This window comes from Micrococcus sp. MS-ASIII-49 (assembly GCF_000946635.1).
Taxonomy (GTDB): Bacteria; Actinomycetota; Actinomycetes; order Actinomycetales; family Micrococcaceae; genus Micrococcus; species Micrococcus luteus.
The window spans coordinates 1-12,768 of sequence record NZ_JXSP01000096.1; the positions used below are offsets into that span (position 1 = coordinate 1).

Annotated in this window: 12 protein-coding genes; 8 read left to right on the top strand and 4 right to left on the bottom strand. The window is 73.5% G+C overall.

What is annotated here, in order from left to right:
- Window positions 1-24: 24 nt before the first annotated feature.
- Window positions 25-825 carry a peptidoglycan recognition family protein gene (locus tag SJ20_RS06990; RefSeq protein ID WP_044659421.1) on the bottom strand — a complete coding sequence of 267 codons (801 nt, stop codon included), beginning with the start codon at window positions 823-825 and terminating at the stop codon, window positions 25-27.
- Between the two features lie 160 nt (window positions 826-985).
- Here SJ20_RS06990 and glmM point away from each other — a divergent pair, with 160 nt between their 5' ends.
- Window positions 986-2,341 (top strand): phosphoglucosamine mutase, encoded by a 1,356-nt coding sequence (gene glmM, locus SJ20_RS06995; protein ID WP_180949557.1) that lies wholly within the window; start codon window positions 986-988, stop codon window positions 2,339-2,341.
- 8 nt (window positions 2,342-2,349) lie between these two features.
- Window positions 2,350-2,577, top strand: a complete 228-nt coding sequence (locus SJ20_RS07000) for a hypothetical protein (RefSeq protein WP_010080407.1) — start codon at window positions 2,350-2,352, stop codon at window positions 2,575-2,577.
- A gap of 94 nt (window positions 2,578-2,671) precedes the next feature.
- On the opposite strand, the gene mscL is transcribed toward SJ20_RS07000, so the two are convergent.
- From mscL to coaA, 3 genes are read right to left on the bottom strand one after another with little or no spacing between them, the layout of a single operon-like run.
- Window positions 2,672-3,094: a large conductance mechanosensitive channel protein MscL gene (gene mscL / locus SJ20_RS07005; protein ID WP_044659423.1), complete on the bottom strand. Its 423-nt coding sequence runs from the start codon at window positions 3,092-3,094 to the stop codon at window positions 2,672-2,674.
- Window positions 3,095-3,153: 59 nt separating this feature from the next.
- Complete coding sequence (locus tag SJ20_RS07010; RefSeq protein WP_123243874.1) at window positions 3,154-3,903, bottom strand: D-alanyl-D-alanine carboxypeptidase family protein; 750 nt, start codon at window positions 3,901-3,903, stop codon at window positions 3,154-3,156.
- A gap of 3 nt (window positions 3,904-3,906) precedes the next feature.
- Window positions 3,907-4,917 (bottom strand): type I pantothenate kinase, encoded by a 1,011-nt coding sequence (coaA, locus tag SJ20_RS07015; RefSeq protein WP_044659424.1) that lies wholly within the window; start codon window positions 4,915-4,917, stop codon window positions 3,907-3,909.
- 74 nt (window positions 4,918-4,991) lie between these two features.
- Here coaA and galE point away from each other — a divergent pair, with 74 nt between their 5' ends.
- The 6 genes from galE to SJ20_RS07045 form a co-directional block, all read left to right on the top strand.
- Window positions 4,992-6,047: a UDP-glucose 4-epimerase GalE gene (galE, locus tag SJ20_RS07020; protein ID WP_044659425.1), complete on the top strand. Its 1,056-nt coding sequence runs from the start codon at window positions 4,992-4,994 to the stop codon at window positions 6,045-6,047.
- 50 nt (window positions 6,048-6,097) lie between these two features.
- On the top strand, window positions 6,098-7,969 hold the full coding sequence (gene glmS, locus SJ20_RS07025) for a glutamine--fructose-6-phosphate transaminase (isomerizing) (RefSeq protein WP_044659426.1): 1,872 nt from the start codon (window positions 6,098-6,100) through the stop codon (window positions 7,967-7,969).
- Window positions 7,970-8,126: 157 nt separating this feature from the next.
- A complete protein-coding gene (glgX, locus tag SJ20_RS07030; protein WP_044659427.1) occupies window positions 8,127-10,256 on the top strand; it encodes a glycogen debranching protein GlgX in 2,130 nt (709 codons plus the stop codon).
- Window positions 10,253-10,984: a hypothetical protein gene (locus SJ20_RS07035; protein WP_044659428.1), complete on the top strand. Its 732-nt coding sequence runs from the start codon at window positions 10,253-10,255 to the stop codon at window positions 10,982-10,984. The genes glgX and SJ20_RS07035 overlap by 4 nt, the downstream gene beginning before the upstream one ends.
- Entirely contained in the window at window positions 10,981-11,361 is a 381-nt protein-coding gene (locus SJ20_RS07040; protein WP_044659429.1) for a holo-ACP synthase, read from the top strand. The genes SJ20_RS07035 and SJ20_RS07040 overlap by 4 nt, the downstream gene beginning before the upstream one ends.
- A partial coding sequence (locus SJ20_RS07045) for an NAD(P)H-hydrate dehydratase (RefSeq protein WP_044659430.1) occupies window positions 11,358-12,768 on the top strand: 1,411 nt, incomplete at its 3' end. The genes SJ20_RS07040 and SJ20_RS07045, both read left to right, overlap by 4 nt.

The following is a 12,768-nucleotide window of genomic DNA, read 5'->3' on the forward strand; positions in this document are numbered from 1 at the left end:
CCGTCGTGGGGAGCGGGGGCGGGTTCAGCCGCGCTCCTCCTCCACGTACTCCGGGGTGACGTGTGCGTCGTCGAAGAGGTTGTCCGCCCCGAAGCCCTCCGAGACGTGGTACTCGCCCGAGGCCAGGGAGAGGCGGACGTCCTCGCGCAGGATCGGCAGCTTGGCGTAGAACGCGTCGCCGCAGCAGCTGGTGGCGGTGACGTCGCGGTGGCCGATGATGCGGGACGGCGGCAGCTCGTACTGCTGGCAGATGTAGGCGACGAGCGGCACCAGGCCGGCGTAGAGGCTCTGCGGCGGCGGGTTCAGCATGTACAGCCCCTCGCACTCGATGCCGAGCGCATACGCGTTGAACCCGAGCGCGTGGACGCCGAGCATGAACGTCTGTCCGCCCTCGAGCGCGTGCCGGGAGCCGTGGCGGCCCTCCATCGCGAAGCCGCCGCGGGAGACGGTGAAGTGCTGCCCGGTGTCGCCCCAGTCGTTCGCGGGGCTCATGTGCGCGTTCTGGACCACCTGCGCGATGCTCTCCGCCGCCTCCCGGGAGCCGTCCGTGACGTTCGGCGTGGTGGTGTGGTGGATCACCAGGTAGGAGGGGCGCTCGTTCAGGGTCTGCAGGTAGTAGTTGGGCTGCATGGCGCCCCACTGCGCGGTGGTGATGATGTCCGGGGCGGGCAGGCGGGTGGCCTGCTCGTCGCCCTCCGAGCTCTGCTCGGCCTGCTCATCACGCCCGCAGCCGGCCACGCCGGCAGCGATCGCCAGGCCCGTGCCGCCCAGCACGCTGCGGCGCGTCCAGGAATGGGGGAGCGGGGGCGGGGTCACGTCGGGCATGGATCGAGGTCCTTCGGGTTCGGGGCGGGGCCTCCCGGGCGGATGTGAGCGGACGGGCGCGGCCGCGGGGGCTCGACCGGTCCGATGCTACCGCCCCCCGGCCCGTTTCGTGACCCTCCCGTGATGCAGGCCGCAGGGGCGGCCCCTACACTGACTGATCATGTCGAGATTGTTCGGAACCGATGGCGTCCGTGGCCTGGCCAACGAGACCCTCACCGTGGAGTTGTCCGTCCAGCTGGCCCAGGCCGCCTCGCCCGTCCTCGGCGCGGAGGCCTTCGACGCCGGCCGACGCCCGGTCGCCGTCGTGGCCCGGGACCCGCGCATCAGCGGCGAGTTCATCACGGCCGCCGTGCAGGCGGGCCTGGCGTCCTCGGGCGTGGACGTGTGGGACGCCGGCGTGCTGCCGACCCCCGCCGCCGCCTATCTCGTGGGGGACCTGGACGCCGACTTCGGCGTGATGATCTCCGCCTCCCACAACCCGGCCCCGGACAACGGCATCAAGTTCCTCGCGCGCGGCGGCGAGAAGCTGACCGACGCGCAGGAGGACGAGATCATCCGCCACCTCGAGGGCGTGACGCCGCGACGGCCCCAGGGCGCGGACGTGGGCCGCGTGCGCGTCTTCGCGGACGCCGAGGACCGCTACGTCCTCCACCTCCTGCAGACCCTCCCGCACCGGCTGGACGGGCTCAAGGTCGTCCTGGACTGCGCACACGGCGCGGCCGCCGGCTGCTCGCCCGAGGCGTTCCGCGCCGCCGGCGCGGAGGTCGTGGTGATCGGCGCGTCCCCGGACGGGCTCAACATCAACGACGGCTACGGCTCCACCCACCTCGAGAAGCTCCAGGCGGCCGTGCGCGAGCACGGCGCGGACCTCGGCATCGCGCACGACGGCGACGCCGACCGGTGCCTCGCCGTGGACGAGCACGGCGAGGTCGTCGACGGCGACCAGATCATGGGCGTCATGGCCGTGGCCCTCAAGGACCGCGGCGTCCTGCGGGATGACACCCTGGTCGTGACCGTCATGTCCAACCTGGGCCTGAAGCTGGCCATGGGCCGGGAGGGCGTCCAGCTCGTCGAGACCCAGGTGGGCGACCGCTACGTCCTGGCCGGCATGAAGCTCGGCGACTACTCGCTCGGCGGCGAGCAGTCCGGCCACGTGATCTTCTCGGACCACGCCACCACCGGTGACGGTGTCCTCACCGGCCTGCAGCTCGCCTCGCGCGTCGCCGAGACCGGCACCCCGCTCTCCGAGCTGGCCGCGGTGATGGACCGGCTGCCCCAGGTCCTCGTGAACGTGCGCGGCGTGGACAAGTCCCGCGCCGCCGAGGACGAGGCCGTCCAGGCGGCGGTGGCCGAGGCGGAGGCCCGCCTCGGCGAGACCGGCCGCGTGCTGCTGCGCCCGTCGGGCACGGAACCGGTCGTGCGCGTCATGGTCGAGGCCCCGGACGAGGAGACCGCCGGCCGGGAGGCCCAGGTGCTGGCCGACGTCGTGCAGCGCGAGCTGCGCCTGCACGACTGACCGGACCGATGACGTCGGACGCGGCCCCCCGGCCCCGCCGCTGGACCCTGTTCGCGGGGCTGCTCGCGGGGCTGGCGGTCCTGTGGTCGGCCGCGTTCCTCGCCGTGGACGCGCCCGTGTGCGCGCGGCAGAGCGCCCCCGTGGAGTGGTTGCCGTGCCTGGATCCGGACCGGCAGGACTCGGAGGTCGCCCCGGACGCCGGGTCCAGCGCGGACCGGACGACGTCGCGGCCCTGAGGGCACGGCCCCGGTGCCGCCGAGGGCATGAAGGAAGGGCCCGGGGCGACTCGTGTGAGTCGTCCCGGGCCCTTCGGCGTCGGACAGGGGGAGATCAGAGGGTGGTGGTCCCGGAGGTGGGGCCGCCGCGGCGCTCGGCGAGCAGGTCGCGGATCTCGGTGAGCACGGCGACGTCGGCGGCCACCTCCTCCTCGGCGGGGTCGATGCCGAGGCGGCGGTTGCGGGCCTCGATCATCTTGTTCATCGGCATCACGATGGCGAAGTACACGGCCGCGGCGATGAGAAGGAAGTTGACGATCGCGGTGAGCAGCACACCGAACTTCACGTCGTTGCCGTTGACCGTCAGCACGGCGAACGAGTCGAAGTTCGGCGAGCCCACGGCGGCGGCGATGAGCGGCATGAGGACCGCCTCGACGAGCGCGTTCACGATCTTGCCGAAGGCGGCGCCGATGATGACGGCGACGGCAAGGTCGAGGACGTTGCCCTTCATGATGAAGTCTTTGAATCCCTGGAGCATGGGGAGAATCCTACGTGTCACGAAGGCGGCGGGGTACAGGGTCGAGCGAGTCGTGCGTCTCAGTCCGTGTAGTCCGGCGCCGGCGGCAGACCCCACGCGGTCTCGAGGACGCCGCCGGCCGCCTCGACCCGGGCCGCCTCCGCGGACCCGACGTAGCGCAGATGCCAGGGCTCGTGGGCGAAGCCCGTCACGTCCTCGGCCCCGGCGGGGTAGCGGATGACGAACCCGTACTCGGCGGCGTGCGCGGCCACCCAACGGCCCGCGGCGGTGTCGCCGAAGCACGCTTCCAGGTCACACGCGGGGGTCGCGGCGTCGCCCACGTCCCAGGCCAGGCCGGTCTGATGCTCGGAGTACCCCGGACGCGCGGAGACGCGGTCGGCCTCGGCGCGGCCCAGCTCGTCGACCCAGTGGCCGTACGTCCGGACCTGGTAGTCGTACGAGCGGTAGGCGCTCAGGGTGGTGAGGCGGTGGCCCGCCGCCGCGGCGGCATCCAGCAGGTCAGCGGCCGCCGTCGCGGCCTCCGCCCGCAGGGGCAGCTCGCTGCCGGGCACGGCCACCAGATCCGAGGGCGCCCAGTCGGGCGGGGCCACGGGGCGGGTCTTGTTCACGACGACGTCGAGGGTGGCCGGGTCGGCGTGCGTGCCCGACGACGGCGCCGTGCTCGAGGCGGCGCGGGACGACGCGGCCGCGCTCGCGGAGCCGGACGTCGGCGTCGTCGGCGTCGAGGACGGGCCCGCGGCGGGCGTGCCGCAGCCGGCCGCGAGCAGCGCGAGCGCGGCCAGCGCGGCGAGCGGGAGGGGGCGACGCATGGGTCAGACCTTCCTCAGCAGCACGCGGGTCACCTCGTGTTGCGCGTTCTTCGTGAGCACCAGCCGGGCGCGCCCGCGGGTCGGGCGCACGTTCTGCTCGAGGTTCGGGCCGTTGATGGAGTCCCAGATGGACTCGGCCGTCGCCTGAGCCTCGGCGTCCGACAGGGAGGAGTACCGGTGGAAGTAGCTGCGCGGGTCGGCGAAGGCCCCCGAGCGCAGACCCATGAACCGGTCGATGTACCAGGACCGGATCCAGGACGCGCGCGCGTCCACGTACACCGAGAAGTCGAAGAAGTCGGAGACGGAGAGCCCGGCGGTGCCGTCGGCCCGGGTGCGCGGCGGGGCCAGCACGTTGAGTCCCTCCACGATCAGCACGTCGGGACGGTGCACCACCTGTTCCTCGCCCGGCACGATGTCGTAGGTGATGTGCGAGTACACGGGCGCGCGCACCTCCTGCGCCCCGGACTTGACGTCCGCCATGAAGCGCAGCAGCGCGCGGCGGTCGTAGGACTCGGGGAAGCCCTTGCGGGACATGATGCCGCGCTCGTGCAGCACCGCGTTGGGGTGCAGGAAACCGTCCGTGGTGACCAGCTCGACGCGCGGCGTCGTCGGCCAGCGGCGCAGCATCTCCTGGAGCACGCGCGCCGTCGTCGACTTGCCGACGGCGACCGACCCGGCCACCCCGATCACGTACGGGGTGCGCCCCGTCCGCTCGCCGAGGAACGCGTTGGTCGCGCTGCGCAGGGCCGCGGAGGCCTCCACGTTGATGCTCAGCAGGCGCGAGAGCGGAAGGTAGACCTCGGCGACCTCGCGCAGGGACAGATGCTCGCCGAGGCCGCGCAGACGCTCCACGTCTGCCTGGTCGAAGGGCTGCGCCATCTCCGAGGCGAGACGGGCCCAGGTCTGGCGGTCCAGCTCCACGAAGGGGGAGCGCTGGTGGCCGTCGGGCACGGCGTCCGCGGGCTCCTCGGGGCCCACGAGGGGCAGCTCGGAGGTCGGGGGGGTGTAGGTCACCCGATCCATTATGGCCGCGGCCCGCCCGGAGCGGGCCCCCGCGTGACGTCACAGGGCCCGGATAGGATCGGCCCATGCGCGTTCTCGTGACCGGCGGTGCCGGATACCTCGGATCCCACACCGTGCTCACGCTGCTCGAGGCGGGCCACGACGTCCTCGTCCTGGACAGCCTGGTCACGGCGACGACGACGTCGCTCGAGCGCGTCGCCGAGCTCGCCGGAACGCGTCTGGGCGGGTCGCGGCTGCGCCTGCACGTGGCCGACATCCGCCGCCCCGAGGACTACCGCGGGGCGCTCGCGGACTTCGGCCCGGCCGCACTCGTGCACTTCGCCGGGCTGAAGTCGCCCACCGAGTCGATGACCCGCCCCGCCGCCTACTACGACGTGAACGTGGGCGGCACGGCCGCCGTCGCCGAGGCCGCGCTCGCGGCCGGCGTCCGCACGGTCCTGTTCTCCTCCTCCGCGACCGTGTACGGCGACCGCGCGCCGGTGCCGGTCGCCGAGGACGCGGCCACGGACCCGGTCTCGCCCTACGGACACTCCAAGCTCATGGCGGAGCAGGTGCTGCGCGACGTCTGCGCCACGGTCGACGGCGGCGGGCTGGCGATGCTGCGCTACTTCAACCCGGTCGGCGCGCATCCCTCCGGGCGGCTGGGCGAGGACCCGAGCGGGGTGCCGGCGAACCTCATGCCCTTCGTGGCGCGGGTGGCCTCCGGCGCGTACCCCGAGCTGCGGGTGTTCGGCGCGGACTTCGACACGCGCGACGGCAGCGCCGTGCGCGACTTCATCCACGTGATGGACCTCGCGGAGGCGCACGTGGCCGGGCTCGACTGGCTCGCGGCCCGCGTGGCGGCCGGGGGCGGTGCGACGACCCGGGTCTGGAACATCGGCCGGGGCGAGGGCGTCACCGTGTTCGAGATGGTGCGCGCCTTCGAGGCGGTCACGGGCGGCCGCATCCCGTACCGCGTGGTCGAGCGCCGGCCCGGGGACATCGCCGAGTCGTGCGCCGCCGTGGACGCGATCGGCGCCGAGGTGGGCTGGCACGCCCGGCGCGATGTGACCGCGATGGTGCGGGACCTCTGGGCCTGGCAGGAGGCCAACCCCGCGGGGTTCTCGTCCCGGACGGAGTGACCCGGCCCGCCGTGCGCCGAAGTCGGGTCCGGCCCGGTATTCTCGTGCGCATGTGCGGAATCGTCGGATACATCGGCCAGCCCCAGTCGGATCGTGAGCACGGCGCTCTCGACGTCCTGATGGAGGGCCTGCGCCGTCTCGAATACCGCGGATACGACTCCGCCGGTGTGGCCGTGGTGGACGGCGGTCAGCTGTACCACCGGAAGAAGGCGGGCAAGCTCGCCAACCTCGCCGAGGAGCTCGCCGAGCACCCCATCCCCACCGGCCTCGTCGGCATCGGCCACACCCGGTGGGCCACCCACGGCGGCCCCACCGACCGCAACGCCCACCCGCATGTGGCGGACGAGGGCCGCCTGGCGCTGATCCACAACGGCATCATCGAGAACTACGCCGAGCTGCGCGAGGAGCTGCTCGCCAAGGGCGTCGAGTTCCTCTCCGAGACGGACACCGAGGTGGCCGCCCACCTCCTCGCCGACGTCTACCGGAACGCGGCCGGCCAGGACCTGACCCGCGCCATGCAGCTGGCCTCCCAGCGCCTCGAGGGTGCCTTCACCCTGCTGGCCGTGCACGTGGACCACCCGGACCGCGTGGTGGCCTCGCGCCGCAACTCGCCGCTCGTCGTCGGCCTGGGCGAGGGGGAGAACTTCCTCGGCTCGGACGTCTCCGGCTTCATCGACTTCACCCGCGAGGCCATCGAGCTCGAGCAGGACCAGGTCGTGACGATCACGGCCGACGCCGTCGAGATCTCGGACTTCCGGGGCGGCCCCGCCGAGGGCAAGCGCTTCACCGTGGACTGGGACGCCTCGGCCGCGGAGAAGGGCGGCTTCGAGACCTTCATGGAGAAGGAGATCCACGACCAGCCCCAGGCCGTGCAGGACACCCTGCTGGGCCGCACGGACGCCGCCGGCGCCCTGATGCTGGACGAGCTGCGGATCGACCCCGAGGAGCTCAAGGCCGTCGACAAGATCATCGTCCTGGCGTGCGGCACGTCCGCCTACGCGGGCACGGTGGCCAAGTACGCCATCGAGCACTGGTGCCGGATCCCCGTGGAGGTGGAGCTCTCCCACGAGTTCCGCTACCGCGACCCGATCATCGACCCGCACACCCTCGTGGTGTCCATCTCCCAGTCCGGCGAGACCATGGACACCCTCATGGCGGTCCGCTACGCCAAGGAGCAGGGCGCCCGCACCGTGTCCATCTGCAACACCAACGGCTCCACGATCCCGCGCGAGTCGGACGCCGTGCTCTACACGCACGCCGGCCCCGAGATCGCCGTCGCCTCCACCAAGGCGTTCCTGGCGCAGATCACCGCCGCCTACCTGCTGGGCCTGTACCTGGCCCAGCTGAACAAGAAGCTGTTCAGCGGCCAGATCAAGGACATCCTGGCGGACCTCGGGGCGATCCCCGGCAAGATCGAGGAGATCCTCGCCGCCAAGGACCAGGTCAAGGAGCTCGCCCGCTCCATGGCCGACGCCACCTCCGTCCTGTTCCTCGGCCGCAACGTGGGCTACCCGGTGGCCATGGAGGGCGCGCTCAAGCTCAAGGAGCTCGCGTACATCCACGCCGAGGGCTTCGCCGCGGGCGAGCTCAAGCACGGCCCGATCGCCCTGATCGACGACGGCCAGCCGGTCTTCGTGGTCATGCCCTCGCCCATGGACCGTCACTCGCTGCACGCCAAGGTGGTCTCGAACATCCAGGAGGTCCGCGCCCGCGGCGCCCGCACCTTCGCGGTCGCCGAGCGCGGCGACGCGGCCGTGCGCGGCCAGGCCGAGGTCGTCTTCGAGGTCCCCGAGACCCAGCCGATGCTCATGCCGCTGCTGACCACGGTCCCGCTGCAGATCTTCGCCCTCGAGCTCGCCACGGCGAAGGGCTACGACGTGGACCAGCCGCGCAACCTCGCCAAGTCCGTCACGGTGGAGTGATCCGCCGCTGAGGCCACCGAGACCTCTCCTGCCGGGCCCGGCCGCCACACAGCGGCCGGGCCCGCGACGCGTCCGGGACGGTGTCCTCCCGCCCCAGTAGACTCCCCGAGGAGGCCCGCCGCACCCGGCGGGCCGCACGACGAGACCCCGGAGAGTCATGCACACAGTGGAGATCGGCCAGCCGTACCCCCTCGGGGCCACCGTGGACGAGACCGGCACCAACTTCGCCCTCGCGGTCTCCCGCGAGGTGGAGGCGGTCGAGCTGTGCCTCGTCGCCGACGACGGCACGGAGACGCGCATCCCTCTCGAGGAGCGGCACGGCACCACATGGCACGCCCACGTGGCGGGCATCGGGCACGGGCAGCGCTACGGCTACCGCGTGCACGGTCCCTGGGACCCCGCCCGCGGCCTGTGGCACAACCCGGCCAAGATCCTGGTGGACCCGTACGCGCGGGCGTTCACCGGCGACTACGAGTGGGGCCAGCAGCACCACTCGTACGACTTCGACGAGCCGGACCGCATCGACACCTCGGACAACCTGGGCACGAGCATGCTCGGCGTGGTCGTCGCCGAGGACTTCGACTGGGGCGAGGACGCCCCACCCGCCGTCGAGCTCACGGACACGGTGATCTACGAGACCCACGTCAAGGGCATGACCAAGCTGCACCCCGCCGTCCCCGAGGAGCTGCGCGGCACCTACGCCGGCATGGCCCACCCGGAGGTGGTCCGCCACCTGACCGAGCTCGGGGTGACCGCCGTCGAGCTGATGCCCGTGCACCAGTTCGTCAACGACGCCACCCTGCAGGAGAAGGGGCTGAGCAACTATTGGGGCTACAACACGCTCGGCTTCTTCGCCCCGCACGCCGCCTACGCCTCGTCCCCGGAGGTGGGCGGCCAGGTCCGCGAGTTCAAGCAGATGGTGAAGGACCTGCACGCCGCCGGCCTCGAGGTGATCCTCGACGTGGTCTACAACCACACGGCCGAGGGCAACGACAAGGGCCCCATGCTCAGCCTGCGCGGGCTGGACAACGCCGGCTACTACCACCTCGTCGACGGCGACGAGCGGCACTACATGGACTACACGGGCACCGGGAACTCGGTGGACCTCTCCAGCCCCAAGGCCCTCCAGCTGGTCATGGACTCCCTGCGCTACTGGGTCACCGAGATGCACGTGGACGGCTTCCGGTTCGACCTGGCCACCACCCTCACCCGGGTGGAGGGGGAGCAGGGCCCGGACATGTTCTCCGGGTTCTTCGACGTGGTCCGCCAGGACCCGGTGCTGCGCACCGTCAAGCTCATCGCCGAGCCGTGGGACGTGGGCTGGGGCGGCTACCAGGTGGGCAACTTCCCCGGCCTCTGGTCCGAGTGGAACGGCATGTACCGGGACGCCGTGCGTGACTTCTGGCGCGGCGAGCCCGGCACCCTCGGCGAGTTCGCCACCCGCCTGACCGGCTCGGCCGACCTCTACGAGGGGGACGGGCGCAGCCCCGGCGCGTCCGTCAACTTCGTCACGGCCCATGATGGCTTCACCCTGCGCGACCTCGTCTCCTACAACGAGAAGCACAACGAGGCCAACGGCGAGGACAACAACGACGGCGAGGCACACAACCGCTCGTGGAACTGCGGCGTCGAGGGGGAGACCGACGACCCCGAGGTCGTGACGCTGCGCGCCCGCCAGCGCCGCAACTTCCTGGCCACCCTGCTGGTCAGCCAGGGCGTGCCCATGATCAGCCACGGCGACGAGCTGGGCCGCACCCAGGGCGGCAACAACAACGTCTACTGCCAGGACAACGAGATCTCGTGGATCGACTGGTCCGCCATGGACGACTCGCTCGTGGCGTTCACCCGCGACCTGATCGCGCTGCGCCGTGACCACGCGGTGTTCCGCCGTCGCCACCACTTCGACGGTCGCCCGGCGGCCCGCGACATCGAGGCGCCCCTGCCGGACATCGTGTGGCTCGAGCCGGACGCGACCGCCAAGACGGAGGACGACTGGGGCGCCGAGGCCCGGTCGATCGGCTTCTACCTCAACGGGCACACGCTCCCCCGCGGGGACGAGGACGGGGAGGGGCCCTACCGGGACTTCTACGTCCTCATGAACGCGTGGTGGGAGCCCGTGCCGTACACCCTGCCCGGGCCCACGTTCCCGGCCGAGTGGGAGGTCGTCGTGGACACCTCGTCCCACGTCGCCCCGAGCGGCTCGCACCCCCGCGTGCGTGCCGGGGACGTGCTCGAGGTCCAGGCCCGTTCCACCGTCGTGCTGCGGCAGGTCCCCGAGGGCGCATGAGCGCGCAGGCCGACCGGGGGCGCGTCCGCCGTGGACTGCCGCGGTGGGCGCGGGCCCTCTGCGCCACCGTGGCGACCCTGGCGGCGCTGGGACTGGCCTTCGGCGCGGGATGGGCCACGCACGCCGTGACGGAGCCACACCCGGACGACGCACCGCGCGTGGACGCCCTCCTCGTCCTCTACAGCCAGCCCCGCGTCTATGACGCCGCGATCGAGCTCGCCGCGTCCGGCGTCACCGACCGGCTCTTCGTCTCCGCGTACCTGGGGCCGGACGGGCACGAGAAGCTGTGCGGCGGCCCGGAGGAACGCGACCCGCGGCTGGCCGGCGTCAGCGTCGAGTGCTTCGCACCCGATCCGGTGACCACCCAGGGCGAGGTCATCCACGCGGCCGACCGCATGCGCGAGCTGGGCCTGCACCACCTGGGCGTGCTCACCTTCCACCAGCACGTGGAGCGTGCGCGGCTGCTGGCGGAGCGGTGCTTCACCCCCGAGGAGGGCCGTGTGTCCCTGTACGCGTTCGACGCCGGCTTCGACCGGCTCGGCCGCCTGGAGCACGGCGTCTACGGCGTGCTGGCCTACGGGAAGGCGATGCTCACGCCGGGCTGTGACCAGCAGCTGCCCGGCGTGCTGCAGTGGCCGCTCGACCTGGCCAAGCGACTGCGCGGGCAGCCCGTCGGGGACGAGGCCGGCGCCGTCGTCGTGGGCGCCCGGCGGGCGGGGGCGGCGTGATCATCGGCGTGGGGGTGGACGTGGTGGACGTCCCGCGGTTCCGGGCGCAGCTCGAGCGCACGCCGGCGCTGCGCGCACGCCTGTTCACCGAGGACGAGCGGGACCTGCCGCTGCGCTCGCTGGCCGCGCGCTTCGCCGCCAAGGAGGCGGTCGCCAAGGCCATGGGCGCCCCGCCCGGGATGATGTGGCACCACTGCTGGATCCCGCGCCCGGACCACGGCGACGGCCGCCCCACCGTGCACCTGACCGGCACCGTGCAGGCCCGGGCCGAGGCCCTGGGCATCACCCACTGGCACCTCTCCCTCAGTCATGACGGGGACGTCGCCACCGCCTACGTGGTCGCCGAACGCCGCGCGGCCGAGGAGGAACCCGCATGACCGCCGATGACCTGACCCGCATCGCCGTGACCGGCTCGGCCGTGCGCACGGCCGAGGAGCCCCTGCTCGCGGCCGGCCGCGGCCCGGAGCTGATGCACGCCGCCGCCTGGGCCCTGGCCGAGCACGCCGCCGCCCTGCTGCGTGAGCGCGGCCCCGTGGCCGGGGCGACCGTGGCCGCCCTCGTCGGGCCCGGCAACAACGGCGGGGACGCGCTGTTCGCCCTCGCCTTCCTGCGCCGCCGGGGCGTGGCCGCGGTCGCCGTGCCCGTCCGCCGGGACGACGACGGCGCCCCGCGCTGGCACGCCGAGGGCTGGGCTGCGCTGCGAGCGGCCGGGGGACGCCGCGCCGACGCGGTGCCGCCCGAGGCCGCGCTCGTGGTGGACGGCGTGCTCGGCACGGGCTTCACCGGCGAGTATGAGCTGCCCGCTGCGGCGCGCGCGCTGCCGGCGGAGGCGCTCGTGCTGGCGTGCGACGTGCCCTCCGGCGTGGACGCGGACACCGGCGAGGTGCGGGGGGAGGCCCTCCGTGCGGACGCGACCGTGACGTTCGGCGCCCTCAAGTCCGGTCTCGTCCTCGGGGAGGGGGCGGCGCGCGCGGGCACCGTGCACGTGGTGGACATCGGGCTGGGACCGCACCTGCCGACGTCGCCGGCCGCGCGGCTGGGCGTGATGGACGAGGCCGCCGCACGGGCCGCCCACCCGGCCCCCGCGGCCGAGGCCCACAAGTACACGCGCGGCGTGGTGGCCGTCGTCGCCGGATCGGAGCGTTACCCGGGGGCCGCCGTGCTCGCGAGCGCGGGCGCGCTGCACACGGGAGCGGGCATGGTGCACCACGCCGGCCCGCAGACCACCCGGGACCTGGTGCTCGCCGCCCACCCCGAGGCGCTGGTCTCGGCGGAGGGGCCCGAGCCGTCGCGCGCGGACGCCTGGGTGGCCGGCCCCGGCCTGGACACCGAGCACGACGCGCGGCGGCGCTGGGCCGGCGTCCTCGCCGCGCTCGAGGAACGGCCGGAGGCGGCCCTGGTCGCCGACGCCTCGGCCCTGGACCTGGTCACCGCCGCCGAGCTGCGGGCGCTGCGCGCGGCCGGCACGCCCGTGGTCCTGACGCCGCACGCCGGGGAGTGGTCCCGGCTGCACGAGCGCGTCCCCGCGGACGGCGCCGACGCCGCCGACCCGCTCGCGGCGCTGCGGGCGTGGACCGCTGCGCACGGGGCCACCGTCCTGCTCAAGGGTCAGCGCACCCTCGTGGTCGCCCCGGACGGCGAGGCGTGGGCCGTGACCGGCGGCGGGCCCGAACTCGCGATGGGCGGCACCGGTGACGTGCTCTCCGGGGCGATCGGTGCCGTCCTGGCCGCGGACGTGGCGCGGCGCTCGCGGGCGCGCCGGGCCGGGGAGGATCCCGGCCATC

Excerpts from the sequence above, each read along its gene's own strand:
- glgX (WP_044659427.1), top strand. The coding sequence starts at position 8,127 with ATGCACACAGTGGAGATCGGCCAGCCGTACCCCCTCGGGGCCACCGTG.
- SJ20_RS06990 (WP_044659421.1), bottom strand. The coding sequence starts at position 825 with ATGCCCGACGTGACCCCGCCCCCGCTCCCCCATTCCTGGACGCGCCGC.
- glmS (WP_044659426.1), top strand. The coding sequence starts at position 6,098 with ATGTGCGGAATCGTCGGATACATCGGCCAGCCCCAGTCGGATCGTGAG.
- SJ20_RS07035 (WP_044659428.1), top strand. The coding sequence starts at position 10,253 with ATGAGCGCGCAGGCCGACCGGGGGCGCGTCCGCCGTGGACTGCCGCGG.
- glmM (WP_180949557.1), top strand. The coding sequence starts at position 986 with ATGTCGAGATTGTTCGGAACCGATGGCGTCCGTGGCCTGGCCAACGAG.
- galE (WP_044659425.1), top strand. The coding sequence starts at position 4,992 with ATGCGCGTTCTCGTGACCGGCGGTGCCGGATACCTCGGATCCCACACC.
- SJ20_RS07000 (WP_010080407.1), top strand. The coding sequence starts at position 2,350 with ATGACGTCGGACGCGGCCCCCCGGCCCCGCCGCTGGACCCTGTTCGCG.
- SJ20_RS07010 (WP_123243874.1), bottom strand. The coding sequence starts at position 3,903 with ATGCGTCGCCCCCTCCCGCTCGCCGCGCTGGCCGCGCTCGCGCTGCTC.
- mscL (WP_044659423.1), bottom strand. The coding sequence starts at position 3,094 with ATGCTCCAGGGATTCAAAGACTTCATCATGAAGGGCAACGTCCTCGAC.